Source organism: Streptomyces spororaveus, assembly GCF_016755875.1.
Taxonomy (GTDB): domain Bacteria; phylum Actinomycetota; class Actinomycetes; order Streptomycetales; family Streptomycetaceae; genus Streptomyces; species Streptomyces spororaveus.
On the sequence record NZ_BNED01000005.1, the window covers coordinates 2,147,809 to 2,173,472 of the forward strand.

The window sequence follows — 25,664 nt, forward strand, 5'->3', positions numbered from 1 at the left end:
ACTCCACGTGACCGCTCGGCTTCGTGCTGCCCGGACACCGTGGAGGGAGGTATTCGTCATGACCATGCTCACCCCCCGTACTCCGACCACGCTCGCACCGCCGGGCCGCTCCCGCCGCGAGCGCAAGGCCGCCGAGCTCCAGGCGCGCACCCGCGCCGTCGGCGGGCGTCTCGCCGGGATCAGCGCCCGTTCGGGCGTCCAGGTCCTGCAGGAGGTGGACACCTCCCCGGCCGGCCTCACCTCCTCCGAGGCGGCGCTGCGCCTGGAGCGGCACGGCCCCAACACCGTCGCCCACGAGCGGGCCCCCCGCTGGTACCTCCAGCTGGCGAAGGCCTACGCGAACCCCTTCATCGCCGTCCTGGTCTTCCTGGCGGCGGTCATGTACGCGCAGGACCCCGCGGACCCGGGCGTCGTCATCCTCAGCGTGATGGTGGGCGTCAGCGGGCTGCTGCGCTTCTGGCAGGAGTTCCGTTCGGGCCGCGCCGCCGACGCGCTGAAGAGGCTCGTCACCACCACGTGCGCGGTGCAGCGCCGGGCGGGCAGCGGCTCTGCGCCCACCACCTTCGAGGTGCCCATGGAGCAGGTGGTCCCCGGCGACGTGGTCAAGCTGGCGGCCGGTGACCTGATCCCCGCCGACCTGCGGATCCTCACCGCCAAGGACCTCACCGTCAGCCAGGCCGCGCTGTCGGGCGAGTCCCTTCCGGTGGCCAAGGCCGACACCCGTACGCGGGACCTCGGCCAGCGGGAGACCACCGACCCGGTGGAGGCCGACAACCTGGTCCTGACGGGCACCTCGGTCACCTCCGGCACCGCCACCGGGATCGTCGTCGCCACGGGCGCCGACACCTACTTCGGCTCGATGGCCGGCTCGCTCGTCGGCGAGCGCCCGCAGACCAACTTCGACACCGGCGTGCGCAAGGTCAGCTTCCTGCTGATCCGCTTCATGCTGGTGATGGTCCCGGTGGTCTTCATGGTCAACGGGCTCACCAAAGGCGACTGGGACGAGGCCTTCCTCTTCGGCGTCGCCGTCGCCGTCGGGCTGACCCCCGAGATGCTGCCGATGGTCGTCTCCGCCAACCTGGCGCGCGGCGCGGTCGCCATGTCCCGGCGCAAGGTGGTCGTCAAGCGGCTCAACGCGATCCAGAACCTGGGCGCGATGGACGTGCTCTGCACGGACAAGACCGGCACCCTCACGGAGGACCGGATCGTCCTGGACCGCTACCTGGACGTGCACGGCGACGAGGACGGCGAGGTGCTGGAGTACGGCTACCTCAACGCGCGGTTCCAGACCGGTCTGAGGAATCTGATGGACCAGGCGGTCATCGATCGCGTGGACGAGGCCGAGGAGGTTGTCGTCGACGCACGGTTCTCGATGGTCGACGAGATCCCCTTCGACTTCGCCCGGCGCCGGATGTCCGTGGTCCTCGACCGCAACCACCTCGTGGGCGACCTCGGACACCACGAGCACATCATGATCACCAAGGGTGCGGTCGAGGAGGTCCTGGACCGCTGCACGCACATGGCGGACCGCGGCGAGAGGGTCGAGCTGACCGAGCGGCTGCGGGGGCACGTCACCCGGACCGCCGAGGACGACAACCGGCAGGGCCTGCGCGTCCTCGCCGTCGCCACCCGCACGATCGACAGCCCCCGCGACACCTACACGGTCGCGGACGAGGACGGGCTGACGCTCGTCGGCTTCCTCGCCTTCCTCGACCCGCCGAAGGCCGACGCCGCCCGGGCCCTGCGGGGCCTGGCCGACATGGGCGTCTCGGTGAAGGTCGTCACCGGCGACAACGAGCTCGTGGCCGCCCGTGTGTGCGCCGACGTCGGCATGGACGTCGGGCAGGTGGTGCTCGGCCCCGGGACCGACGGCCTCGACGACACCGAACTGCGCGCGCTGGCCGCCCGTACGAAGGTCTTCGCCAAGGTCAACCCGGTGCAGAAGGCCCGGATCGTCCGGGCCCTGCAGGCCGGCGGACACACCGTCGGGTTCCTCGGCGACGGCATCAACGACGCCGCCGCGCTGCGCGACGCCGATGTCGGCATCTCGGTGGACACCGCCGTCGACATCGCCAAGGAGTCGGCCGACATCATCCTGCTGGAGAAGGACCTGACCGTCCTGGAGCAGGGAGTCGTCCAGGGCCGGACCACCTTCGGCAACACGATCAAGTACATCAAGATGACGGCGTCGTCGAACTTCGGCAACGTCTTCTCGGTCCTGGTGGCGAGCGCCTTCATCCCCTTCCAGCCGATGCTCGCGATCATGCTGCTGGTCCAGAACCTGGTCTACGACCTCTCGCAGCTGGCGACCCCCTGGGACCGCATGGACGAGGAGTACCTCCGCAAGCCCCGCAACTGGGACGCCAAGGGCATCGGCCGCTTCATGGTCACCATCGGACCGGTCAGCTCCGTCTTCGACATCTCGATGTTCCTGATCATGTGGCACGTCTTCGCGGCGAACAGCGAGGCGGGCCAGTCCCTCTTCCAGTCCGGCTGGTTCGTCGAGGGCCTGCTCTCGCAGACCCTGATCGTCCACATGATCCGCACCCGCAAGATCCCCTTCCTGCAGTCCCGCGCCTCCTGGCCGGTGATGGTGACGACCGTCCTCGCGGTACTGGCCGGGCTCTGGCTGCCCTTCTCCCCGCTGGCTCCCTCGCTGGGCTTCGTGGCCCTGCCCGCGAGCTACTTCCCGTGGCTGGCCGGCGTACTGCTCGCCTACTGCACGCTCACCCAGCTCGTGAAGACGTGGTACATCCGCCGCTTCGGGACCTGGCTGTAGGAGCCCGCCGACGGGGACCCGAAGAATGAATTGAACACGTTCAGCCCGGCTGGCAGTATGGATCCAGGACGCCGCCGGCCGGGCCGGCGCGTTCGTTCGTCGTGCGGCGAGGGGGGACGGGCGTGCATCAGAAGCGGTCGTACGGGCGGGTCGTGGTGGTCTCGACGCTGGTGGGATGCCTGGAGGTCGCCCTCACCGTCGTGGTGGCAGTGCTGTACGTACAGACGCAGCCGCCGCCGGACCGGGCGCCCGACTACGCCGAGATCGGGGGAAGCCTGGTCGGCCTCGCACCTCTCACCGGTGTCGTCTCGTTCCTTCTGTCGCTGGTCCTCGTCCTGCCGGCGGTCGCGCTGGCCGACCTCCTCGGCCGTCTGATCGGCAGGCACGCGGCCTGGTGGTCGGCGCCGCTGATCGTCGCGGCCCTGCTGGCGCCGCTCGTCTTCGGTGTCGCGGCGTACAACGACGCGCAGACGCGGGGCACTCTGGTCTTCTGGGCCTCGGCCACGGCCTCGCTCTCGGCGGGCGCGCTGATCGCCCTGCCGCGGTTCGAGGGACTGCTGGGGCGGGTGGCGCTGTGGGGCACGGCGGTGGTGGCGGGGACGGGCCTGTTCGGCGCGCTCGGGCTGGCCGTCGGCCTGCTGCCCGCGTACGAGCCTCCGAGGATCGGTCCGCAGACCATGGTCGGCGCGTGGTTCGACCACACGGGCAACACCCTGGTCTTCACCTCGGACGGCCGCGTCACCGCCTCCGGCGTCGGAGGGCGCGCGGCCGTCGACCACCCGAGCGACCCGTCGCCGAGCTGCTCGGGCTCCGGGACCTGGTCCTACGAGTCCGGCCGGGACGTCTGGGCCCAGAAGGTCCGCGTGGACGTCCCGGGGTGCAGCTGGCCCGCGTGGGGCGTCGACGGCACCGCCCGGGAGCCCCGGATCCACCAGCACATCGGCGGCCCGGGTTCCGGAGAGCTCTACCGGCTGCGGAAGGCCTCCGGCGGCTCCTGACGCGGGACGCCGGGGCCGCCGGGGCCGCCGGGGCGCTACTTCAGCGTCGCCGAGGTGAGGCCCGCCTGGATCTGCCGCTGGAAGGACAGGTAGACCGCCAGCATGGGGATGATCGCGATGGTGGCGCCGGCGAACAGCACCGGCAGGTCCGTCTCGTAGCCCATCTGGTACTGCAGCTGGATGAGCCCCTGCGTGAGCATGTAGCGCTCGGGCTCGCCGCTCGTCTGCGGCTGCATCAGCACGGCGGGCAGGATGTACTGGTTCCACTGGCCCAGGACGTTGAAGATCCCGACGCTGATCAGGCCGGGCTTGGCCATGGGCAGCATCACCTGGAAGAAGATCCGGGTGTCGGAGGCCCCGTCGATGACCGCCGCCTCGTGTATCGCCGTGGGCAGCGTGCGGAAGAAGGAGTGCATGAAGAAGACGGTGAACGGCATCGAGTAGGCGACGTACACCAGGATCAGGCCCTGGTAGGTGTTCAGCATGTCGAAGCGCTTGACCATGAAGAACAGCGGTACGAGCGCCAGGAACACCGGGAACATCGCCCCGCTGACGAAGAAGTAGTAGATGACCCGGTTGCCCGTGAAGGGGTAGCGCGCCAGCACGTACGCGGCCATCGAGCCGAAGAGCATGGTCAGCGGGACCGAGAACACGAGCACGATGAGGGTGTGGGCGAAGTAGCCGCCGATGCCCTTCTCCCAGGCCCGGCCGAAGGCGTCGAGGTGCCAGTTGCTGGGCCAGCTGAGGGCCGAGCCGCCGATCTGCGCGTCCGTCTTGAAGGAGCCGAGCGCGAGCCAGATCAGGGGCAGCACGATCATTATCGCCCAGAGGACGAGGAAGCCGTGCGAGAAGACGTTGAGGACCACGCCCTCGGAGCGTCGTTTGTCCCGCTCCCCCGTCCGGCCCGTGCGGCCCGACCGCTCCGGTGCGTCTTCGCCCGGAGCCTTGGTCACTGTGGACTGTGCAGCCATCGTGGAACTCCGCTCAGAACTCGATGCGCTCGCGGCGGGTGGCGCGCAGCGTGACGATGGAGAGGATCATGGTCAGGGCGAGCATGACCACGCCCATGGCACAGGCGTAGCCGCTCTTGCCGAAGTACAGGAAGTTGCGCATCAGCACCGTCGACATGACCTCGCTGTGGTGGTCGGGTCCGCCGCCGAACTGGCCCGAGGTCATGGTCGACACCAGCACGAACATGTCCATCGCGGCGATGCCCAGATAGACCGCGGCGGTCTGCACAGAGTCCCACAGCAGGGGCAGCGTGACCTTGAAGAAGGTCTGGGCGCGCCCGGCGCCGTCGAGCAGGGCGGCCTCGTAGATGTCCTTGGGTACGGACTGCATGGCCGCCGAGAACAGGACGAGGTAGAAGCCGACTCCGTGCCAGACGACCACGAACAGCAGGGCCCACAGGACGAAGTCGGGTTCGTTCAGCCATTCGACCGGGTGCTGCGCGTCGATCAGGCCGATCCTGGTGAGGAAGCCGTTGAGCAGGCCGCCCTCGTCGCTGCGGTAGATCGCGCCGAAGAGCACGGAGAGGATGGCGAGGGAGAGCACCTGCGGGAAGAAGTAGACGACCTTGTAGACGCGCGATCCGCCGACGCCCCGCACGCCGCCGGCCCCGCTGCGCCCGCCCGCGTTCACCATGAAGGCGAAGAAGAGGGCGAGCAGGATGGTGACGACCGGGACGAACACCAGGAGCAGCAGGTTGTGCCAGAGGGCGCCGCGGAAGACCTCGTCCTTCAGCAACGTCGCGTAGTTGTCCGTGCCGACGAAGTCGAACGTCGGGGACTGGCCGCTCCAGTTGGTGAAGGAATAGCCGAACGTCTGTACGTACGGCCAGATGACGAAGGTCAGGTACAGCGCGAGAGGCGCGATGAGGAAGCCGGTGATGAAACCGGCCCGCCCCTTGCTCCGGGCTACTTGGCTCATGGTGTCCGTCCCAGCGGTGTCAGACGCGCTTGTTGTTCTTGGCGTTCGGGTCCTTGGCGGCCTTGTCCACCGCGGCCTGGGCCCGCTTGATCCATTCCTTCGGCTGGATCCGCTGGGCCATCAGCTCATTGGACGCGTTCTGGATCTCGCTGTCCATCTCGCTGTACCAGTCGGGGTAGCGGTAGCTGAAGGTGTTGCCGCCCGCCGCCTTGAGCGCGTCCACCGCCGACTGGGTGCCCGGCCGCAGCTTGACGCTCGGGTCCACGCCGTCCTTGACGACGGTGAGCGAGTTGGCCTGCTGGGCGAAGATCGTCGACCACTCGCGGGACAGCATGGAGCGGAGGAACTCCAGGCCCGCGGCCTTGTTGGCGGCCTTCTCCGGGACGATGAAGGGCTCGTCCACACCGGCCCGGATGGCTTCGAAGGGCAGCTTGCTGTCGGCGAGCAGCGGCATCGGCAGGAACTTCATGTCGAAGTCCTCCGGGGTCTGCTTCAGCTGCTCGTTCTCCAGCCAGGAGCCGGAGGGGATGAAGGCGGCCTTGTACTGGTTCCAGGCGGTCTGGGACTCCGTGTGGGTGAGGCCGTTGGTGCCCGGCATCAGCAGGCCCTTCTCGACCACCTCGTAGACCGCCTCGACGGCGGCGAGCGCGGCCGGGTTGCCCTCGAAGGCGTTCGGCTCCAGGTTGTCGATCGCCTTCATGGCCTCCAGACCGCCCTTCTTGGCGATCAGGTCCATGATGACGACGTTGATGTAGTACGGGAACTTGCCCTGGTGGGCGAGGCCGCCGATGCCGGCTTCCTTGGCCTGGGTGCAGACGGCCAGGAACTCGTCCCAGGTCTTCGGCGGCGTCCAGCCCTTGTCCTTGAAGAGCTTGCCGGAATACCAGAAGCCGAACACCGCGTAGACGTACTTCAGCACGACGAACTTGCCGCCCTGCAGGCCCTGTTCGTAGGCGCCTTCGACCAGGGTGTCGCGCACCTTCTTGCTCGGGTCGTCGAGGGAGGGCGCGTCGAGCACGGCGGTGAGGTCGGCGAGCTGGTCGCCCTTGGCGAGCACGTCCAGCTTGATCTGCTGGGCGCCGGAGTCGTCGACGACGTCCGGCGGGTTGCCGCCGTTGAAGCGCGGCTGGAGCTTGGCGGTGATCTCCTGGGTGCCCAGGTGGGAGCTGGTGGTGCCCCACTTCTTGTCGAACGCGGCCTCCCAGGCCTTCGCGTAGTCGTCGCCGAACCCGCCCTTGAAGACGACGACGTCCAGCTTGCCGCCCTTCCCGACGCCGAACGGGTTCTCCTTGGTCACCGGCGCTTTGGCCGGCCCCTTCGTGGAGTTCTCCTCACCGCCGGAGGCGCAGGCGGACAGGAAGCTCATCGTCGGCACCGTGATCAGTCCGAGTGCTGCTGAGCGCTTGATCAGGTCGCGGCGTCCGAGGCCCTCACCGGTGGATCCCATGCTCATGTCCTCGCCTTCGTCAGAAGTGTGAAGGAGGCCGGAGATTCACGGTGGTTGCCGTGCATGCGGACATCACCACAGGTCCCCGCCCGTCCCCCGGCCCGGAGCCACTCGTCTCGCGGTGATCCGGACGGGCACAGGTATAGTCCACTCCCGCTCGTGTGAGCAAGATCATGCACATTTATGGCCACCAGTTTTTCCGAGTTGAGACCTGTCCGTCACATGGACACGCCGCCGGACAAGCGGAAGGGCCGTACCCCCTTGACGGGGATACGGCCCTTTGGTGCCGAGCGGCGATGCCTGGATCAGCCGCGGATGAGGTTCCGGAGCACGAACTGCATGATGCCGCCGTTGCGGTAGTAGTCCGCCTCACCCGGCGTGTCGATGCGGACGACCGCGTCGAACTCCACGCCGGTGTCGGTGGTGACCTTGACCGTGCGCGGGGTGGTGCCGTTGTTCAGCTCCTCCACGCCGGTGAAGGAGAAGGTCTCCTCGCCGGTCAGACCCAGGGAGGCCGCGGTGGCACCCTCCGGGAACTGCAGCGGCAGGACGCCCATGCCGATCAGGTTGGAGCGGTGGATGCGCTCGTAGGACTCGGCGATGACGGCCTTGACGCCGAGCAGCGCGGTGCCCTTGGCGGCCCAGTCGCGGGACGAGCCGGAGCCGTACTCCTTGCCCGCCAGGATCACCAGCGGGATGCCGGCGGCCTGGTAGTTCTGCGAGGCGTCGTAGATGAAGGAGACCGGCGCGCCCTCGACCGTGAAGTCGCGGGTGAAGCCGCCCTCGGTGCCCGGCGCGATCTGGTTGCGCAGGCGGATGTTGGCGAACGTGCCGCGGATCATGACCTCGTGGTTGCCGCGGCGGGAACCGTACGAGTTGAAGTCGCGGCGCTCGACGCCGTGCTCGGTGAGGTACTTGCCGGCCGGGGTGTCGGCCTTGATCGCACCGGCCGGGGAGATGTGGTCGGTGGTGACCGAGTCGCCCAGCTTCGCCAGCACGCGCGCGCCGGCGATGTCGGAGACCGGGGTGGTCTCCATCGTCATGCCCTCGAAGTAAGGGGGCTTGCGGACGTAGGTCGACTGCGGGTCCCACTCGAAGGTGTTGCCCGTCGGGATCGACAGCGCCTGCCACTGGGCGTCGCCCGCGAAGACGTCCTGGTAGGACTTGCTGAACATGTCCTCGCCGATGGCGTTCGCCACGACGTCGTTGACCTCGGCCTCGGACGGCCAGATGTCCTGGAGGAAGACCGGCTTGCCCTCGGTGTCGGTGCCGATGGCGTCCTTGGTGATGTCCACCTTCATGGAGCCCGCGATGGCGTAAGCGACGACCAGCGGCGGGGAGGCCAGGTAGTTCATCTTGACGTCGGGGTTGATGCGGCCCTCGAAGTTGCGGTTGCCCGAGAGGACCGAGGTGACCGCGAGGTCGTGCTCGTTGATCGCCTTCGAGATCTCCTCGTCCAGCGGACCGGAGTTGCCGATGCAGGTGGTGCAGCCGTACCCGACGAGGTTGAAGCCCATCTTGTCGAGGTACGGGGTCAGGCCGGCCTTGTCGAAGTAGTCGGTGACGACCTTCGAGCCCGGGGCGAGGGTGGTCTTGACCCACGGCTTGCGGGACAGGCCCTTCTCGACCGCCTTCTTGGCCACGAGCGCCGCGGCGACCATGACGTAGGGGTTCGAGGTGTTGGTGCAGGAGGTGATCGCGGCGACGGTGACGGCGCCGTGGTCGATCTCGAAGGAGGTGCCGTCGGCCAGGGTGACCTGGGTCGGGCGGCTCGGCACGCCGTTGGTGGCGGCCGGGGCGTCGGAGGCCGGGAAGGACTCCTTGCCCGCCTCGTCGTCGTCCTCGACGTAGTTGCGCACGTCCTGCGCGAACTGCTGGGCGGCGTTGGCGAGGATGATGCGGTCCTGCGGGCGCTTCGGGCCGGCGATGGAGGGGACGACCGTGGAGAGGTCGAGCTCCAGCTTCTCGGAGAAGTCCGGCTCGGCGGCCGGGTCCAGCCACAGGCCCTGCTCCTTGGCGTACGCCTCGACGAGCGCGACCTGCTGGGCGTCGCGGCCGGTCAGGCGCAGGTACTTCAGGGTCTCGTCGTCGATCGGGAAGATCGCGGCGGTGGAGCCGAACTCCGGCGACATGTTGCCGATGGTGGCGCGGTTCGCGAGGGAGGTCGCGGCGACGCCCTCACCGTAGAACTCGACGAACTTGCCGACGACGCCGTGCTTGCGCAGCATCTCGGTGATGGTCAGCACGAGGTCGGTGGCGGTGGTGCCGGTCGGCAGCTCGCCCGTCAGCTTGAAGCCCACGACGCGCGGGATCAGCATGGAGACCGGCTGGCCGAGCATCGCGGCCTCGGCCTCGATGCCGCCGACGCCCCAGCCCAGCACGCCCAGGCCGTTGACCATGGTGGTGTGCGAGTCGGTGCCGACGAGGGTGTCGGGGTACGCCTGGCCGTTGCGCACCATGACCGTGCGGGCCAGGTGCTCGATGTTGACCTGGTGGACGATGCCGGTGCCCGGGGGGACGACCTTGAAGTCGTCGAAGGCGGTCTGGCCCCAGCGCAGGAACTGGTAGCGCTCCTTGTTGCGGCCGTACTCCAGCTCGACGTTCTGCGCGAAGGCGTCCTTCGTGCCGAACTTGTCGGCGATGACCGAGTGGTCGATGACCATCTCGGCGGGCGAGAGCGGGTTGATCTTCGCCGGGTCGCCGCCGAGGGCCTTCACGGCCTCGCGCATGGTGGCGAGGTCCACGACGCAGGGCACGCCGGTGAAGTCCTGCATGATCACGCGGGCCGGCGTGAACTGGATCTCCTCGCTGGGCTGGGCCTGCGAGTCCCAGTTACCGAGCGACCGGATGTGGTCGGCGGTGATGTTCGCGCCGTCCTCGGTGCGAAGCAGGTTCTCCAGCAGGACCTTCAGGCTGTAGGGAAGGCGGGCGGAGCCCTCGACCTTGTCCAGCTTGAAGATCTCGTACGACTCGTCGCCCACCTGCAGCGTGCTGCGGGCGTCGAAGCTGTTCGCCGACACGACAGTCTCCTTCATGCATGAATTCGCGCGTATTACCGCAATCCTGCCGCCACGCCCCTTGGCCAATCCGCTAAGGTAGGGCTAAGTTAGGTAACCCTTACCAGCGGGGGCGGCTGCGGTACGCCTTCGGCAGATATCTCGATGTCGAGATAACTCTAGTACATGTCCGGGGGGAGGGACGAGGCGCGCACCCGCAGTCCCGCCGGGACCGTCAGCTGACCAGGCGGTTCCGCATGCCCGGATTCGATCAGGTTGACCAGGACAGACACCGCCGAAGCGGCGATCCGTTCCGGATTCAGGGTGACGGTGGTCACGGCGGGTTCGGTCGCGGCGTACGCCGGATCCTCGCTGGCACAGACCAGCAGCAGCCCGCCGGGCCCCGGGCCGCCGGGTGTGCCGGGTATACGGAAACCGTGGCGCGCGGCGGCGGCCAGCACCTGCCGGCCTCCCGGGTCGTACACGCAGTACACGGCGTCGGGGCGGTCCGGCCCGGCGAAGGCGGGGTCGAAGGCGTGCCCCGCCGTGTCGTCCGGGTCGAACGGGACCAGGAGCGGAGCCAGGCCGCGCTCGGCGCACCACTGTTCGTAGGCGCGGGTGACGGCCCCGGTGTAGAACTCCCGGCCGTAGCCCGAGTGCAGCGCGATCCGCCGGGCCCCGGACGCGGCGAGGTGGTCGAGCACCTCCCGGGTGGTGGCGGTGTGGTCGTTGTCCACCCACACGTCCCCCGGCCAGGGGTCGGGCGGCCGCCCGTCGAAGACGACCGGCAGACCCCGCGCCCGCAGCGCCCGCAGCACCGGGTCGCCGGCCGGGGTGTCGAGGAGCAGCATCCCGTCCACGGCGAGGGTGTGCCACAGCGGCTCGGCGCCCCGGTCGGCGGGCAGGGTGGTCAGGGCGTACCCGCGCGCGTGCGCGGCCGAGGTCGCGGCGGTGATCAGGCGGGAGAAGTAGGCGATCCCCACGAAGTCCCAGGCGTCCCCCGCGTACGTGGTCACCGCGACGCCGAGGCTGCGGGTGCGCGGGCCGCGGCGGGCCCCGTAGCCGAGCGCGCCCGCCACCTCGCGGACCCGGCGCCGGGTGGACGCGCCGAGGCGGCCGGTGCCGTTGAGCGCGTGCGAGACCGTCGCGGTGGAGACCTCGGCTGCGCGCGCGATGTCGGCGAGGGTCGGTCCCGGCGCGGGTGGGTGCTCTGGCACGCGGCCATCGTACGGATTTCGTCGGTGGGGGCGGCTTCTGGTTAAGCGGTTAATCAAACAGTGTCCTGGCCACACCAACGTTTGGAGTGGCCATGACCTCTTCTTCGCACCTTTCCCGCCGGGGACTCCTCGCGGCCGCCGGGATCACCGGGGTCGCCGGGGCGGCCGGTCTGCTGGGAGCCGCTCCGGCCTCGGCCTCCCCGGCGCCCTCGGCCTCTTCCTCCACCGCGCGCGGTTCGGCGGCCCTGGTCGTCCACAACGCCTCGGTGTTCACCGGGACCGGCGGCCGGGCGCACGTCGAGGCGGTCGCGGTCGGCCGGGACGGCAGGATCCTGGCCACGGGGACGAACGCGGCACTGCGCCGGCACGTGGGCCGGGACACCGAGGTCGTCGACGCACGCGGCAACACCGTCATGAGCGGCATCCACGACGGCCACGTCCACCCGCTCGGCGCGGGCGAGCGCTCGCTGTCCCCCTCGCTGGAGGGCGCGGAGACCACCCTGGCCGAGCTCCAGGAGATCCTGACCGGCTTCCTCGCCGACACGGGCGGCGCGGGCGCGGAGCCCGACCGCTGGCTGGTGGTCGAGGACTGGAACCCGGTCGGGCTGCTCCCCACGGGCACCAACCCGCACCACACGATGCTGGACGCGCTCCCGACCCGGCGGCCGATCGCCCTCGTCGGCGGCGACGGGCACAACCTGTGGGCCAACCAGCGGGCCCTGGACATCGCCGGGATCACGGCGGCCACGCCCGACCCGGTCGGCGGCAAGGTGGTCAAGGGCGCGGACGGGCGGCCCACGGGCGTCCTCAAGGACGACGCCCAGGGCCTGGTGCGGCGGCACGTACCGGAGCCCACCCGGGCCGACCTGGTCGCGGCCTGCGCCAAGGTGCTGGAGCTGGCGGCCGCCTCCGGCGTCACGACGATGATGGACGCACTGGTGGGACGGCACGAACTGGAGCTGTACCAGGCGCTGTCGGCGGCGGGGAAGCTGCCGCAGCGGATCGTCCCCGCGATCCGGCTGGAGGCGGAGCAGACGAAGGACCCGGCGGGCTCGCTGGCGTACGCGCGGGGCCTGCGGCGGGAGTTCTCGGGCGTGCGGGGGCTGCGGTTCGGGATGGTCAAGGTGTTCCTGGACGGGGTCATCGAGTACCCGGCGCAGACCGCCGCGCTGCTGAAGCCCTACCTCGACGGGCAGGGCAGGCCCACCGGCAACCGGGGTGAGCTGTACACCTCGGCGGCGGACTACGGGCGGCTCAGCGCCGCCTTCAACCGGGCGGGCTGGCAGATGCACGCCCACGGGCTCGGCGACCGGGCGGTACGCACCGCTCTGGACGGGTACGCGTACGCCAAGCGGGTGACGGGCCTGCGGGACGCCCGCAACGCCGTGGCGCACCTGCAGCTCGTGGACCCGGCGGACCTGCGGCGCTTCGCCCAGCTGGGGGTCACGGCGTGCATGCAGCTCCAGTGGGCGGCGAAGGACACCTGGACGATGGAGGCGCTGCTGCCCTACATCGGACCCGAGCGGCACCGGTGGATGTACCCGGCGCGGAGCCTGGAGAAGGCGGGGGCGCGGCTGTCGGGCGGCTCCGACTGGCCGGTGGACGCCCTTCAGGTGTGGAACCAGCTGCGGACGGCGATCGACCGCCAGGGCGCCTTCGGCGCGGGCCCGCTGTACCGCGAACTGGAGGGCCTCGGCCGGGAGGCGGTGCTGCGGATGCACACGTCGGGGACGGCGTGGCAGCTGCGCCAGGAGGAGCTGACGGGCACGGTGGAGCCGGGCAGGGCGGCGGACCTGGTGGTGCTGGACCGGGACGTGACGCGCTGCGCGGTGGCCGACATCAGCGGGACGGGGGTACGGATGACCCTGGTCGGCGGGCGCGTGGTGCACGACGCGGATTCGGCGTCAGGGAAGGCGGCCTCGGCGCGGGTGGCGGGCGCCGCTTCGGGCCCGCGCCCGGCCTCGTACGCGACGGTGCACGCCGGGGGGCGCCACCACACCTGCAAGCACTGAGCGGGACGCCGCCGGACGCGGCCGGCGGCGGGCACGGCCGGCGGCGCCGGGCTCAGCCCTCTGCGAGGCCGTGCCGGGCGGCCCACGCGTTGAGGGCGGCGGCGATCTCCTCGGGCCGGTCCTCGGGGCAGAGGTGCGCGGCCCGGCCGCAGTACTCGGTCTCCAGCGCCGAGACGTTCTCCTCGCACCAGGCGACCGTCTCGGGGCCGGTCATCAGGGCCGGCGAGCCGTCGAAGGTGAGCAGCAGCTTCGGCACCTCCGGGCTGTCGGCCAGCCAGGCGTCGTACTCCTCGACGACGGCGTGCACATCGGCCGGAGCGCCGTCGATCGGCAGCGAGCGGGCCCAGCGCAGCAGGGGCAGCCGGCTCTCGCGGGTCGGGTAGGGGGCCGCGTAGACGGCGTGGTCCGCCTCGGGCATCGGGCGCAGCACCGTCTGCCCGATGCTGTCCTCGATGAAGATGTTCCGGTCCAGGACCATCTCCTCCCCCACGCCCGGGGTGCGGATCGCCTCGAACCGGGCCCGCGCGGCGGGCGGGTACTGCGCCCAGGTCAGCGGCCGCACGATCGTCTCCATGAAGGCGATGCCGCGGACCCGCCCGGGGTGGCGGGCGGCGCGGTCGAAGGCGAGCGCGCCGCCCCAGTCCTGACCCACCAGCACCACCTCGTCGAGCCCGAGGGCGTCGAACCACGCGTCCAGGTAGCGGGCGTGGTCCTCGAAGCGGTACGCACCGCCCGGCTTTCCGGAGCGGCCCATCCCGATGAGGTCCGGGGCCAGGACGCGGACCCCGCCCCCGATCCGGGGCAGGACGCCCCGCCAGAGGTGGGAGGAGGTCGGGTTGCCGTGCAGGAACACGAAGGGGACACCGCCGGTCCGGGCGCGGGCGTCACCCCGGTCCTCGTAGTACATCGTCGAGTCGAGTACGTCGATCGTGGGCATGGGAGGCCCCTTCCGGCAATCGTTGGCCTGACTAACGTTGGCGGCACGAACGAAGTTATATCGTTAGTGCCACTAACGCAATGGGTAACATCGCCCCATGACCACGGAAGAGAACGGCCCCCTCGTCCCCGCACGACTGCGCGAACTGCCCAGCCGGCTGCTGGGGCAGGCCTCCACCCACGCGCAGCGGCTCGTGTCCGAGGGGCTGAGCGGGGCGGATGCCCGCACCTGGCACTACGCGGCCCTGGTCGCCCTGGAGGAGTCCGGACCGGCGAGCCAGGCCACCCTCAGCGCCCGCACCGGCATCCACCGCAGCGACCTGGTCGCCGTCATCAACGAACTCGCCGCACGCGAGCTGGTGGAGCGGACCCCCGACCCCGAGGACCGCAGGCGCAACGTCGTCACCCTCACGCCGCCCGGCCGGCGGCAACTGCGCAAACTGGAACAGATCCTCACCGCGGTCCAGGACGAACTGCTGGCCCCGCTGACCGCCCAGGAGCGGGAGCAGCTCACCCGCCTGCTGGGCCGGATCGTCGACCATCACGCGTACGGGGACCCGGTCATGAGGCCCGATGGTCGGTAACATTCACTCAATTCACCCATTTGTCCCACCCGACGCGGGAGTCATCTCATATCTGAGATAGCGTGCCCCCATGGCAGACGACTACCTCGTACGCATCGGCAAGCTCATCCGTGACGCCCGGCAGCACCGGGGCTGGACACAGAGTCAGCTCGCCGACGCCCTCGGCACCAGCCAGAGCGCAGTGAACCGGATCGAGCGCGGCAACCAGAACATCAGCCTTGAGATGATCGCCCGAATCGGTGAAGCGCTCGACAGCGAGATCGTCTCCCTGGGCTACGCCGGCCCGATGCACCTGCGCGTGGTCGGCGGCCGCCGCCTCTCCGGCGCCATCGACGTCAAGACCAGCAAGAACGCCTGTGTCGCCCTGCTCTGCGCCTCGTTGCTCAACAAGGGCCGTACGGTGCTGCGGCGGGTGGCCCGCATCGAAGAGGTCTACCGCCTCCTGGAGGTCCTCAACTCCATCGGCGTGCGCACCCGCTGGATCAACGACGGCGTGGACCTGGAGCTGATCCCGCCGGCCCGCCTCGACATGGAGGCCATGGACGCGGACGCGGCCCGCCGGACCCGGAGCATCATCATGTTCCTGGGCCCGCTGCTGCACCGGACGGAAACCTTCCGCCTGCCCTACGCAGGTGGCTGCGACCTCGGCACCCGCACCATCGAGCCGCACATGATCGCCCTGCGCCGCTTCGGCCTGGACATCACCGCGACCGAGGGCATCTACCACGCGAAGGTCGTACCGGGGATCTCCCCGGACCGCCCGATCGTGCTGACCGAGCGCGGGGACACGGTCACCGAGAACGCGCTGCTGGCCGCGGCCCGGCACGACGGCGTGACCGTCATCCGCAACGCCTCCTCCAACTACATGGTCCAGGACCTGTGCTTCTTCCTGGAGGCCCTGGGCGTCCGGGTCGACGGCGTCGGCACCACCACGCTCACCGTCCACGGCGTCCCGAGCATCGACGTGGACGTGGACTACTCCCCCTCCGAGGACCCGGTCGAGGCGATGAGCCTGCTCGCCGCCGCGGTCGTCACGGAGTCGGAGCTCACCATCCGCCGGGTGCCGATCGAGTTCATGGAGATCGAGCTCGCGGTCCTGGAGGAGATGGGCCTGGACCACGACCGCTCGGCGGAGTACACCGCCGACAACGGCCGCACCCGCCTGGTCGACCTCACGGTCCGCCCCTCGAAGCTCGAAGCCCCGATCGACAAGATCCACCCCATGCCGTTCCCCGGGCTGAACATCGACAACGTCCCCTTCTTCGCCGCCATCGCCGCCGTGGCCCAGGGCCAGACCCTGATCCACGACTGGGTGTACGACAACCGGGCCATCTACCTGACGGACCTGAACCGCCTCGGCGGCCGCCTCCAGCTCCTCGACCCCCACCGCGTCCTGGTCGAGGGCCCCACGCGCTGGCGCGCGGCGGAAATGATGTGCCCGCCGGCCCTGCGCCCGGCGGTGGTCGTCCTCCTGGCGATGATGGCCGCCGAGGGCACCTCGGTCCTGCGCAACGTCTACGTGATCAACCGCGGCTACGAGGAACTGGCCGAGCGCCTCAACTCGGTGGGCGCGCAGATCGAGATCTTCCGCGACATCTAGGAGCCGGTACGGGCGCTGACGCGCCGTCAACCGGGTGAGCCCACACGTGAGGCCCCCTCACTCCTCATGGAGGGTGAGGGGGCCTCAGTCCTGCGGCCCGCGGTGGCGATGGAGGCCGTCGCGCTCGGCGCCGGCCGTCGGCGAGCCGCGCACGTCGACCCGGACGCCCCGCGGCCGATCCTCGAAGGGGACGGCTACGCCTGGCAGCCCGTGACCGCCGTCGAGAACCACGCCGCCGCCCTGCGGTTCCTCCACCCGCCCCTTCCGGCCCCTCCCTCGCGACCGGTACCGCCGGGCGGCCCGACGGCCCCGGGCACCGGCCGCCACCGCCGAACCTGAGCAACACACCCGGCCCCGGAGGCAACTCGACGGAAGAGGCCACGCGACACAGTCCGGGCCGATAGCTTGCGAAGCCCCCCGCCCTGACAGGTCTCGTCGGCGCGGGGCTTCGCCGTCTCGGATGCCGTACACACCGGCACCGCTTCGGCACCTTGTGTAATCTCGGCGCGCCCATGACACGGATTGCCAGAAGGACGGCCTGTGACCTACCCGCCTCCGTACCCTTACCCGCCCGCGCCCGCCCCGGACCGGCGGCGCTGGTGGCAGCACCCGGCGCTGATCATCCCGCTCCTGGTCATCCTGCCGCCCGTCGGCATCGTCCTCGTCTGGACGAGCCGCTGGAAGAGCGCTCCGAAGATCCTCAGCACCATCGTGGCCGGGGCCTGGATGATCGCCCCGTTCCTGGGTGACCCGCCGGAGAAGACCGGGGCCGACGCCAAGCCGAAGGCCGCGGCCGTCGCACCGGCCGCCCCGTCGGCGTCGCCGGCGCCCAGCCCCTCCGGGCCCCCCGACTTCGTCGGGAAGAACCTCAAGGACGCCCAGAGCGCGGCACAGACAGCCGGGTTCCACTCGATTTCGCACGACGCGGGCCCCGGTGACTCCGGGCAGTGGTCCGACGGCAACTGGAAGGTCTGCTTCCAAGTCCTCGCGGACAAGCCGGTCGGCAAGCAGCCCACGATCGACTTCGCCGTGACCCGGAACGAGTGGCCGTGCCCGGCCAAGGACGGCGACCCGATCCCGTATCCCAAGATGCCGAAGGTCGTCGGCCAGGACTACGCGAAGGCGCAGGAGACCCTGAAGCCCCTCGGGCTCCAGAAGATCGAACCGCAGAGCGCCTACACCGACGTCACCCTCCCGGGAGACCCGGCCAGTTGGACCGTCTGCTTCCAGGAACCGGAAGAGGGCAAGGAGGTCCAGTACCCGAAGACCACGACGGCGTACCTGTCCCTGACCGCCCCGGGCACCGACTGCCCGGCCGCCAAGTACACCAAGCTGCACCCCGACCCGACCCGGCCGCCGGTCGGCGACGATGACGACAACGACGGCTCCGGGGGCTCGTCCTCCACCGGCGGCTCCTCCGGCAGCGGCGGCAGCGGCGGCAGCGCAGGCACCATCACTCCCGGCGCCTTCTGCTCGAACTCGGGGTCGACGGGCGTCAGCCAGAAGGGCGTCGTCTACACCTGCCGGGACAGGCACTGGCGCCGCTGAAGGACCCTTCGACGCGAGGGCGGCCGGCGGCGGACCGCGCCGACCGGACCGGGGCCCGCCCCCGGTCCGGTCGGCGCCCAGGCGGCGAACCTTTCGTCTCCGTCTCATTTTTCGTCAACACTGGTCGCAGATTCAACCTTCTGGGTATCTTGATCGCCGTTCAAGGAGCACTCACGACCCAGGAGTTCCCGATGGCCATGTCGCCCCGCAGCAAGCCGAAGACCATGAGAACGCGCTACAGGGGCGCCCTCACCGTCATCGCCGCCGTCCTGACGCTCGCCGCCTGCGACCCGGCCACCCCGGCCGGCACCCCGAGCACCAGCGCCGCCGTCACGGCCAGTACGAGCGCCGGCCCGTCCGCGGTCGCGACCAGCCCGAGTCCGAGTGAGAGCCCCACCCCGAGCGCCGCCCCCACCACGGCCGCGCCGACCCCCGCGGCCACCACCGAGGCTCCGGCGGCGAAGCCCACCGCGTACGACCCGCCCCCCACCAAGGCCGCTCCCGCTCCGCCGGCTCCCACCCGTACCCGTACGCAGGCACCCGCGCCCGCGCCCACCAAGGCGGCCACCGACTGCTATCCGCGTTCCAACGCCGGCAACTGCTACAGGGCCGGTCAGATATGCCGGAAGGCGGATGTCGGCAGCTCCGGGCGGGACGCCAACGGGCGCGCGATCCACTGCCGTCACGACGACAGCGTGGGCCAGCGCTGGGGCTACTGACCCGTGCCGCCCAGGCCCGGGAACCTGCACCGGGCCTGGCCGCCGATTCCTACGCGGCCTGCGGAGTGAAGGCGCGCATCTCGTCCCCGTCCGGACCGACGATGCCGAAGGTGCTCTCCGGTACCTCGTTCCAGGCTCCGGGGAGGTCACCGAGGGGTTCGGACACGACCAGGCGGGTCTCGTCCGAGATCTCCTGGAGGAACTCCATGTCGGGGTGCAGTCGCCGCAGCGCCTCCACCCGGCTGCTGTAGAACAGCGATCGCGACTCGCCCTGGCTGGAGTAGCGGAAGGCCCAGAGGTGTTCGCCGTCGCTGATGGCGAGCGTCATCTGGAGCGGGTACTCCACACCGTGCTCGTGGCCGACGCGCTCCACCACGCCCGCCATCCTGGCCACCGCCCCCGGCGGGTCCCCCTCCAGGCCGAGGGTGAGCGCCAGGTGGAACATCACCTCGGAGTCCGTCGTCCCCTCGACGTAAGGGAACAGCTCGGGGTCGATGAGCAGGGTGAGGTCCCGCCGCATGCGGTGGAATTCGGCGATGGACCCGTTGTGCATGAACATCCAGCGGCCGTGCCGGAACGGGTGACAGTTCGTCTGCTGCACCGCCGTACCGGTCGACGCCCGGATGTGGGCGAAGAACAGCGGGGAGCGGACGTGGTCCGCGATCTCCCGCAGGTTGCGGTTGTTCCAGGCGGGGCCGATGTCCCTGAGGATCGCCGGGCTGCCCGTGTCCTCCTCCGTGTACCACCCGACGCCGAATCCGTCGCCGTTCGTGGTCTCCACGCCCAGTCTGGAGTGCAGGCTCTGGTCGATCAGCGAGTGGGCCGGTTTGTAGAGGATGGTTTCGAGCAACTGGGGTGTTCCCGAATACGCGAGCCATCGACACATGAGCGATCACCTCGGGGTGCAACACGCACGGTAGCCCTATCCATTGTGGCTTCACCCTTGGGTGATCGCCACGCCAGCGGACCCTGATCAGGCTACTGTTCGACGCGTGGGGCCTTTGTCCTCGCCGGTGGGGGCGCGGGCGAGGCGGAATCGGGCTCCCGTAGGACGAAGGGGGCGGCCATGGCGGTCGGATCGAACTCGGGCACGGACACCGGAACAGGCACAGGCGCAGGCACAGGCACGGACGCGGAGGGCGATCCGGGGATTCCGGGACTCGCGGGGGTACCGCTGCTCGGATCGCTGTTCGATCTGAGGTCCGACTCCCTCGGCACCTATCTGCGGGCCCGGCGGCAGCACGGTGACACGGTGCGGATCACCGCCGGTCCGCCCGGGATGCGCGCCGAGTTGTACTGCGTCTTCTCCCCCGAGGGCGCGCAGCAGGTACTCGCCTCCGACGCGGCGCGCTTCCGCAAGGACAACCACTTCTACCAGGAGGTCCGGGACTCCTTCGGCAACGGGCTGCTGACCAGTCAGGACGAGGACTACCTGCGCCAGCGCCGGCTCGTGCAGCCGCTGTTCACCCGCCGCCGCGTGGACGGTTACGCCGATGCGATAGCCGCCGAGACCCGGTCCGTCGTCGACTCCTGGGGCGGGGCTCCCGACGGCGTCGTCGACGTCTCCGACGAGATGACCCACCTCGCCCTGCGAGCCGTCACCCGCATCCTGTTCGGCACCGACGGCGACGCCGCCGCCGACGTCATGGCCAAATGCGTTCCCGTCATCACCGAATACGTGCTGCGCCGCGGCTACTCCCCCGCCAACATCCCGCGCCACTGGCCCACTCCCGGCAACCGGCGGGCGGCCGCCGCGATGGACAAGCTCTACGGGGTGTGCGACGAGATCATCGCGGAACGCCGGGGCGGCGCCGCCCCGAGCACCGGCGGGGCCGTCGACGAGGCTGCCGCCGGGGGCACCGGCGCCGGTGAGACCGCCGGTGAGGCCGCCGTCGAGGACCTGCTGACGCTGCTCGCCGCCGCCAGGAGTTCGGACGACGGGGAGTTCGACGCCTCCGAGCTGCGCGACCAGGTGCTGATCTTCCTGCTCGCCGGGCACGAGACGACCGCCACCTCCCTCTGCTTCGCCCTGCACCTGCTGGCCCTCCACCCCGAGCAGCAGGACCGGGCCCGCGCGGAGGTCTCCCGCGTCCTGGGCGACCGTACGCCCGGGGCGGCCGACCTGGAGCGGTTCCCCTACCTCACCCAGGTCCTCAAGGAGGCCATGCGGCTGTATCCGCCCGCTCCGGTCATCGGCCGCAAGTCCGTCGCCGCCACCCGGATCGGGGAGTACACGATCCCCGCGGGCGCGGACGTGATCGTGGCGCCGTGGGTGACGCACCGCGACCCCGCGTACTGGCCGGACCCGGACCGCTTCGACCCCGAGCGCTTCACGCCCGAGGCGGAGGCGGCACGGCCGCGCTACGCGTGGTTCCCGTTCGGCGGGGGTCCGCGCGCCTGCATCGGGCAGCACTTCTCGATGCTGGAGTCGGTGATCGCGCTGGCCATGATGCTGCGGGCCTACGAGTTCGAGGCCGTGGACACCGGGATACCGGTGAGCGCCGGAGTCACCCTGCGGACGACCGGCCCGGCGCGCTGCCGGATCCGCCGCCCGGACGGGTGGCGGGCGTAGCGGCCCGATCGCCGCGCTGCGGCCGTTTATCGAGGTGCGCGCAGGTCAGGGCGGGTCGTAGGGTCGATGCCCGTGGAACCACTCACCGAGAAACAGATCCGCTCGTCCTTCGTGAACTGCACCAAGGGCGAGGCGGCGCGGCTTCGGCTGCCGCTCGACTTCCTCGAACTGCCCTGGAATGACCTGGACTTCCTGGGGTGGGTGGACCCGGGGGCGCCCCTGCGGGCCCATCTCGTACTGCCCCGGGAGGACGGTGACGGCCCGTTGGGCATCTCGCTGCGCGTCCCGGCCGTCGGCCGCACCAGCGTGGTGAAGTCCAGCCTGTGCCAGATCTGCCTGACGGGCCACGCCTCTTCCGGGGTCACCCTGCTCGCCGCCCCGCTGGCGGGTGCCCGCGGCCGTGAGGGCAACACGGTCGGCACGTACATCTGCGCCGACCTCGCCTGCCCCTTGTACGTACGCGGCAAGCGCCTGCCGAAGCTGCGCGCCGGGCGGTACGAGGAGTCCCTGACGCTGGACGAGCGGCTCGCCCGGATGTCCGACAACCTGAACGCCTTCGCGGCCCGCGTCACCGCGGCGGCGTAGGGAGCCCTTCGCGCTCACGTCCTGTCGGCCGCCGGCTTGTGGTTGCCCTGCAGGCGGGCGAGGTCCGAGGGTCGGACCTGGATGACGAAGAGCGCGATCAGTGCTCCGACCAGGGTGAACAGGGACGCCACGACGAAGGCCGCGCTGATGCCCGAGGTGAGGACCTGGTCTCCCCACGGTTTCGGGAGCTGCCCGGTGCGCTGGAAGAAGGCCTTCTGCACCGGGCCGGCGGTGCTGAGGAATTCCGGTATCTGCTGCTTGGCCTCGTTGCGGCTCGCCGTGCCGTAGACGGTCACCAGGATCGACAGGCCCAGCGAGCCGCCCACCTGCTGCATCGTGTTCAGCAGGCCGGAGGCGGCGCCCGACTCCCGGTCGGTGACGTTGGACAGGGCCATCAGCGTCAGCGAGACGAACTGCAGGCCCATGCCGAGGGCGAAGAGCAGCATCGGACCCAGGATGCTGCCGAGGTACGTCGAATCGACGTCGGTCTGCGTCAGCCAGGCGAGGCCGGCCGCCGAGGACAGCGCGCCGGTGACCATGAAGGGCTTGGGGCCGAACTTCGGCAGCAGTCTCGCGGTGATCGCGGCGCCGACCGCGATCACGGCGCTGACCGGCAGGAAGGCGAGGCCGGCCTGGATCGGGCTGAAGCCCAGCACGATCTGCACGAAGAGGGTCAGGAAGAAGAACATGCCGAAGATCGCGCAGGCGAGCATGAGCATGATGCCGTAGGTCCCGGCCCGGTTGCGGTCGGCGAACATGTGCAGCGGGGTGATCGGTTGCGGCGAGCGCCGTTCGTTGAGGATGAAGAGGGTCAGCAGGACCACGGCGGCGCCGAAGGAGCCGAGGGTGACCGGGTCGCGCCAGCCCTCCTGGGACGCCCGGATGAAGCCGTAGACGAGCGAGACCATGCCGAGGGTGGACAGCAGCGCGCCCGCGAAGTCGAAGTGTCCCGGGTGGCGTTCGGACTCGCGCAGGACCTTGGCGGCCAGCACCGCGATCACGATGGCGATGGGGACGTTGACGAAGAGCACCCAGCGCCAGTCGAGCCATTCGACGAGGATGCCGCCCGCGAGGAGGCCGATCGCGCCGCCGGCGGCCGAGACTCCGGCGAACACGCCGAAGGCCCGGTTGCGGGCCGGGCCTTCGCGGAAGGTGGTGGTGATCAGGGCGAGGGAGGTGGGCGAGGCGATGGCGCCGCCGACGCCCTGGAGGGCCCGTGCGGCCATCAGCTGGCCCTCGTTCTGGGCGAGTCCGCCGAGGAGCGAGGCCAGTCCGAAGAGCAGGACGCCGAAGATGAAGACGCGTTTGCGGCCGAGGATGTCGCCGGTGCGGCCGCCGAGGAGCAGCAGTCCGCCGAAGGCGAGGGTGTAGGCGTTGACGACCCAGGAAAGGCTCTCGGTCGAGAAGTTGAGAGCGGTCTGGATGTGCGGCAGCGCGATGTTCACGATCGTGATGTCGAGAACCACCATGAGTTGGCAGGAGGCGATGACGAACAGGGCGAGTCCGCTGCCGCTTCCCTGGACCTTGCCTTCGGTCCCGCTGTTGCTCGGCGATGCGTTCGGATCCACCTTTTCGACGCTAAGCCCGCGCCTCTGGGGTCACCACTCGAACAGCCTAGTATCGGTGACATTTCACATGTCACACTACGATCATGGATGACTTCCTCAGGCTCTCCGCGAGCACGGCCCGCTTCACCTACGGCGCCCCGCGCGCCTTCTCCTTCGGGGACGACGGCCGGCTGCTCTGGTTCCTCCGGTCGACCGGCCCCACCGACGCCTTCGACTCGCTGTGGGTGCTCGACACCACGACCGGCGCCGAGACGCGGCTCGCCGATCCCCGCGCACTGTGCCCCGAGCCCGGCCCGCTCCCCGAGGCCGAGCGCCGGCTGCGCGAGCGCAGCCGCCTCGTCGCCGCCGGAATCGGCTCGTACGCCCTCTCCGGCGACGGCCTGCACGCCGTGTTCGCGCTGTACGGGCGGCTCTTCCGGGTCGCCGCGGGCGGAGCCGGGGCGCCCGAGGAGATCCCGGCCGCCGGACCGGCGCTGGACCCACGGCCGAACGCCGACGGCTCGCGCACCGCGTACGTCGCCGACGACGTCCTCCACATCGCCCCGGGCGGCCGGATCAGCCCCGACGACGGAGCCCGCTGGGGCCTCGCCGAATTCGCCGCCGCCGAGGAGCTGGACCGGCACCGCGGCCACTGGTGGTCCCCGGACGGGGTCACCCTGCTGGCCGCCCGCGTCGACGAGTCGGCCCTCCAGCGGCGCTGGTTCGCCGACCCGGCGCACCCGGAGCGGCCCGGCGAGGACTTCGCGTACCCGGAGGCGGGCGGGCCCAACGCCGACGTCCAGCTGTGGGTGCTCGGCGAGGGCGGGGCGCGGATACGGCTCGACTGGGACGCCGGCACCTACCCGTACGTGTCCGACGCGGGCTGGGAGTCCGCCGACGAGATCCTGCTGACCGTCCAGGACCGGCTCCAGCAGAACGTGCTGCTGCTCTCCGCCGACCCGGCCACCGGCCGCACCCGGGAACTGTCCCGCACCACGCACCCGCAGTGGGTGGACCCGCTGGTCCCCGGAACCCCGGCCCGCCTCGCCGACGGGCGGATGCTGACCTCCGCCGACACCCCGGGAGGCGCCGCACGCGGCCTCGCCGTGGACGGCGAACCCCTCACCGGGGAGGCGATCCAGGTCCGGGCGGTGGCCGGGGTCCACGACGGCCGACTGCTGATCGAGGCGGGCCTGCGCGACCCGTCCGAACAGCAGGTACTGCTGCTGGACCCGGCCACCGGTGAGCTGACGCCCGTCGCGGACGGGCCCGGCGTGCACACCGTGGCCGCCTCGGCCGGGACCCTGCTGCTGACCACCGCCGACGCCGACGGGGTACGGCGCACCGTACGCACCCCCGACGGGCGCGAGTTCACCCCCGCCGACCTGTCCGAGCCGCTGCCCTACCGGGTGGACGCGATCCTGGAGCGGGTCACCGAGCACGGTGTCCCCACCGCCCTCGTCCTGCCCCGCGGCCACGTGCCCGGCCGGAAGCTGCCCGTCCTGATGGACAGCTACGGCGGCCCCGGCATGCAGGACGTCAGCGCCGACCCGCGCCGTCGCCAGCACCGCCAGTGGTGGGCCGACCAGGGCTTCGCGGTGGTGACCGTCGACAACCGCGGGACCCCGTACGTCTCCCCTTCCTACACGCACGCCATGTACCGCGGCTTCTCCGAGGTCACCCTCGACGACCAGGTCGCGGCCCTCCACGCGCTCGCCGCCCGCCACGGCGACCTCGACCTGGGGCGGGTCGGGGTGCGGGGCTGGTCCTACGGCGGCTACCTGGCGGCCATGGCGGTCCTGCGCCGCCCGGACGTCTTCCACGCGGCGGCGGCCGGGGCCGCGCCGACGGACTTCCGGCACTACGACACCGCGTACACCGAGCGGTACCTGGGCCTCCCCCAGGAGCACCCGGACGTCTACGAACGGGACTCCCTCATCCCCGACGCCCCGAAACTGTCCCGCCCCCTGCTGCTGATCACGGGCCTGGCCGACGACAACGTCCACCCGTCCCACACCCTGCGCCTGTCCCAGGCCCTGACGGACGCGGGCCGCCCGCACCAGCTCCTGGCCCTCCCGGGCGTCACGCACATGACCCCGGGCGGCACCCGGGAGAAGCTGATGGCCCTGGAACTGGAGTTCTTCCGCCGCGAACTGGCCTGAGCACCGCCCCCCGCTCCCCGCCGGCCCCGTCCC

At 70.8% G+C, this 25,664-nt stretch carries 19 protein-coding genes; 11 read left to right on the forward strand and 8 right to left on the reverse strand.

What is annotated here, in order from left to right; genetic code table 11:
* Window positions 1-58: 58 nt before the first annotated feature.
* Both mgtA and Sspor_RS12320 read left to right on the forward strand, forming a co-directional pair.
* Complete coding sequence (gene mgtA, locus Sspor_RS12315) at window positions 59-2,779, forward strand: magnesium-translocating P-type ATPase (RefSeq protein WP_202199167.1); 2,721 nt, start codon at window positions 59-61, stop codon at window positions 2,777-2,779.
* A 122-nt stretch (window positions 2,780-2,901) separates the two neighbouring features.
* Window positions 2,902-3,777: a hypothetical protein gene (locus Sspor_RS12320; protein ID WP_202199168.1), complete on the forward strand. Its 876-nt coding sequence runs from the start codon at window positions 2,902-2,904 to the stop codon at window positions 3,775-3,777.
* Window positions 3,778-3,812: 35 nt separating this feature from the next.
* Here Sspor_RS12320 and Sspor_RS12325 read toward each other — a convergent pair whose 3' ends face one another.
* The 5 genes from Sspor_RS12325 to Sspor_RS12345 form a co-directional block, all read right to left on the reverse strand.
* Entirely contained in the window at window positions 3,813-4,748 is a 936-nt protein-coding gene (locus Sspor_RS12325; protein WP_202199169.1) for a carbohydrate ABC transporter permease, read from the reverse strand.
* Window positions 4,749-4,761: 13 nt separating this feature from the next.
* Window positions 4,762-5,706 (reverse strand): carbohydrate ABC transporter permease, encoded by a 945-nt coding sequence (locus Sspor_RS12330; RefSeq protein WP_202199170.1) that lies wholly within the window; start codon window positions 5,704-5,706, stop codon window positions 4,762-4,764.
* 19 nt (window positions 5,707-5,725) lie between these two features.
* The gene (gene ngcE / locus Sspor_RS12335) at window positions 5,726-7,153 is read right to left on the reverse strand and encodes an N-acetylglucosamine/diacetylchitobiose ABC transporter substrate-binding protein (RefSeq protein WP_372499839.1); all 1,428 of its coding nucleotides are present in this window, start codon (window positions 7,151-7,153) and stop codon (window positions 5,726-5,728) included.
* 305 nt (window positions 7,154-7,458) lie between these two features.
* Window positions 7,459-10,173 carry an aconitate hydratase AcnA gene (acnA, locus tag Sspor_RS12340; RefSeq protein WP_272934834.1) on the reverse strand — a complete coding sequence of 905 codons (2,715 nt, stop codon included), beginning with the start codon at window positions 10,171-10,173 and terminating at the stop codon, window positions 7,459-7,461.
* Between the two features lie 155 nt (window positions 10,174-10,328).
* The gene (locus Sspor_RS12345) at window positions 10,329-11,366 is read right to left on the reverse strand and encodes a LacI family DNA-binding transcriptional regulator (protein ID WP_237403826.1); all 1,038 of its coding nucleotides are present in this window, start codon (window positions 11,364-11,366) and stop codon (window positions 10,329-10,331) included.
* Window positions 11,367-11,458: 92 nt separating this feature from the next.
* Here Sspor_RS12345 and Sspor_RS12350 point away from each other — a divergent pair, with 92 nt between their 5' ends.
* Window positions 11,459-13,378, forward strand: coding sequence for an amidohydrolase (locus Sspor_RS12350; RefSeq protein ID WP_202199173.1), 1,920 nt, complete (start codon window positions 11,459-11,461; stop codon window positions 13,376-13,378).
* 52 nt (window positions 13,379-13,430) lie between these two features.
* Here the strand turns inward: Sspor_RS12350 and Sspor_RS12355 are convergent, their stop codons facing one another.
* Window positions 13,431-14,315 carry a haloalkane dehalogenase gene (locus tag Sspor_RS12355; RefSeq protein ID WP_202199174.1) on the reverse strand — a complete coding sequence of 295 codons (885 nt, stop codon included), beginning with the start codon at window positions 14,313-14,315 and terminating at the stop codon, window positions 13,431-13,433.
* 97 nt (window positions 14,316-14,412) lie between these two features.
* On the opposite strand from Sspor_RS12355, the gene Sspor_RS12360 reads away from it, so the two are divergent.
* From Sspor_RS12360 to Sspor_RS12380, 5 genes are all read left to right on the forward strand, one after another.
* Window positions 14,413-14,898: a MarR family winged helix-turn-helix transcriptional regulator gene (locus Sspor_RS12360; protein ID WP_202199175.1), complete on the forward strand. Its 486-nt coding sequence runs from the start codon at window positions 14,413-14,415 to the stop codon at window positions 14,896-14,898.
* A gap of 70 nt (window positions 14,899-14,968) precedes the next feature.
* Window positions 14,969-16,498 (forward strand): helix-turn-helix domain-containing protein, encoded by a 1,530-nt coding sequence (locus tag Sspor_RS12365; protein ID WP_030760747.1) that lies wholly within the window; start codon window positions 14,969-14,971, stop codon window positions 16,496-16,498.
* Window positions 16,499-16,564: 66 nt separating this feature from the next.
* The gene (locus tag Sspor_RS12370; RefSeq protein WP_202199176.1) at window positions 16,565-16,837 is read left to right on the forward strand and encodes a DUF6087 family protein; all 273 of its coding nucleotides are present in this window, start codon (window positions 16,565-16,567) and stop codon (window positions 16,835-16,837) included.
* 201 nt (window positions 16,838-17,038) lie between these two features.
* Complete coding sequence (locus Sspor_RS12375) at window positions 17,039-18,046, forward strand: PASTA domain-containing protein (RefSeq protein ID WP_202199177.1); 1,008 nt, start codon at window positions 17,039-17,041, stop codon at window positions 18,044-18,046.
* A gap of 191 nt (window positions 18,047-18,237) precedes the next feature.
* On the forward strand, window positions 18,238-18,765 hold the full coding sequence (locus Sspor_RS12380) for a hypothetical protein (protein WP_202199178.1): 528 nt from the start codon (window positions 18,238-18,240) through the stop codon (window positions 18,763-18,765).
* Window positions 18,766-18,814: 49 nt separating this feature from the next.
* Here Sspor_RS12380 and Sspor_RS12385 read toward each other — a convergent pair whose 3' ends face one another.
* Entirely contained in the window at window positions 18,815-19,651 is an 837-nt protein-coding gene (locus Sspor_RS12385) for a class II glutamine amidotransferase (protein ID WP_202199179.1), read from the reverse strand.
* A gap of 180 nt (window positions 19,652-19,831) precedes the next feature.
* Here Sspor_RS12385 and Sspor_RS12390 point away from each other — a divergent pair, with 180 nt between their 5' ends.
* Together Sspor_RS12390 and Sspor_RS12395 are read left to right on the forward strand one after the other, a co-directional pair.
* A complete protein-coding gene (locus tag Sspor_RS12390) occupies window positions 19,832-21,337 on the forward strand; it encodes a cytochrome P450 (RefSeq protein ID WP_202199180.1) in 1,506 nt (501 codons plus the stop codon).
* A 72-nt stretch (window positions 21,338-21,409) separates the two neighbouring features.
* Window positions 21,410-21,922, forward strand: coding sequence for an FBP domain-containing protein (locus Sspor_RS12395; RefSeq protein ID WP_202199181.1), 513 nt, complete (start codon window positions 21,410-21,412; stop codon window positions 21,920-21,922).
* A gap of 14 nt (window positions 21,923-21,936) precedes the next feature.
* Here Sspor_RS12395 and Sspor_RS12400 read toward each other — a convergent pair whose 3' ends face one another.
* Window positions 21,937-23,490 carry an MFS transporter gene (locus Sspor_RS12400; protein WP_202199182.1) on the reverse strand — a complete coding sequence of 518 codons (1,554 nt, stop codon included), beginning with the start codon at window positions 23,488-23,490 and terminating at the stop codon, window positions 21,937-21,939.
* A gap of 83 nt (window positions 23,491-23,573) precedes the next feature.
* On the opposite strand from Sspor_RS12400, the gene Sspor_RS12405 reads away from it, so the two are divergent.
* On the forward strand, window positions 23,574-25,631 hold the full coding sequence (locus tag Sspor_RS12405; RefSeq protein ID WP_202199183.1) for a S9 family peptidase: 2,058 nt from the start codon (window positions 23,574-23,576) through the stop codon (window positions 25,629-25,631).
* The last annotated feature ends 33 nt before the right edge of the window (window positions 25,632-25,664 follow it).

Bases quoted from the DNA above. Each gene is read 5' to 3' on its own strand.
- mgtA (WP_202199167.1), top strand. From the start codon at position 59: ATGACCATGCTCACCCCCCGTACTCCGACCACGCTCGCACCGCCGGGC.
- Sspor_RS12325 (WP_202199169.1), bottom strand. From the start codon at position 4,748: ATGGCTGCACAGTCCACAGTGACCAAGGCTCCGGGCGAAGACGCACCG.
- Sspor_RS12330 (WP_202199170.1), bottom strand. From the start codon at position 5,706: ATGAGCCAAGTAGCCCGGAGCAAGGGGCGGGCCGGTTTCATCACCGGC.
- ngcE (WP_372499839.1), bottom strand. From the start codon at position 7,153: ATGGGATCCACCGGTGAGGGCCTCGGACGCCGCGACCTGATCAAGCGC.
- Sspor_RS12350 (WP_202199173.1), top strand. From the start codon at position 11,459: ATGACCTCTTCTTCGCACCTTTCCCGCCGGGGACTCCTCGCGGCCGCC.
- Sspor_RS12355 (WP_202199174.1), bottom strand. From the start codon at position 14,315: ATGCCCACGATCGACGTACTCGACTCGACGATGTACTACGAGGACCGG.
- Sspor_RS12360 (WP_202199175.1), top strand. From the start codon at position 14,413: ATGACCACGGAAGAGAACGGCCCCCTCGTCCCCGCACGACTGCGCGAA.
- Sspor_RS12365 (WP_030760747.1), top strand. From the start codon at position 14,969: ATGGCAGACGACTACCTCGTACGCATCGGCAAGCTCATCCGTGACGCC.
- Sspor_RS12370 (WP_202199176.1), top strand. From the start codon at position 16,565: ATGGAGGGTGAGGGGGCCTCAGTCCTGCGGCCCGCGGTGGCGATGGAG.
- Sspor_RS12380 (WP_202199178.1), top strand. From the start codon at position 18,238: ATGGCCATGTCGCCCCGCAGCAAGCCGAAGACCATGAGAACGCGCTAC.
- Sspor_RS12385 (WP_202199179.1), bottom strand. From the start codon at position 19,651: ATGTGTCGATGGCTCGCGTATTCGGGAACACCCCAGTTGCTCGAAACC.
- Sspor_RS12390 (WP_202199180.1), top strand. From the start codon at position 19,832: ATGGCGGTCGGATCGAACTCGGGCACGGACACCGGAACAGGCACAGGC.
- Sspor_RS12405 (WP_202199183.1), top strand. From the start codon at position 23,574: ATGGATGACTTCCTCAGGCTCTCCGCGAGCACGGCCCGCTTCACCTAC.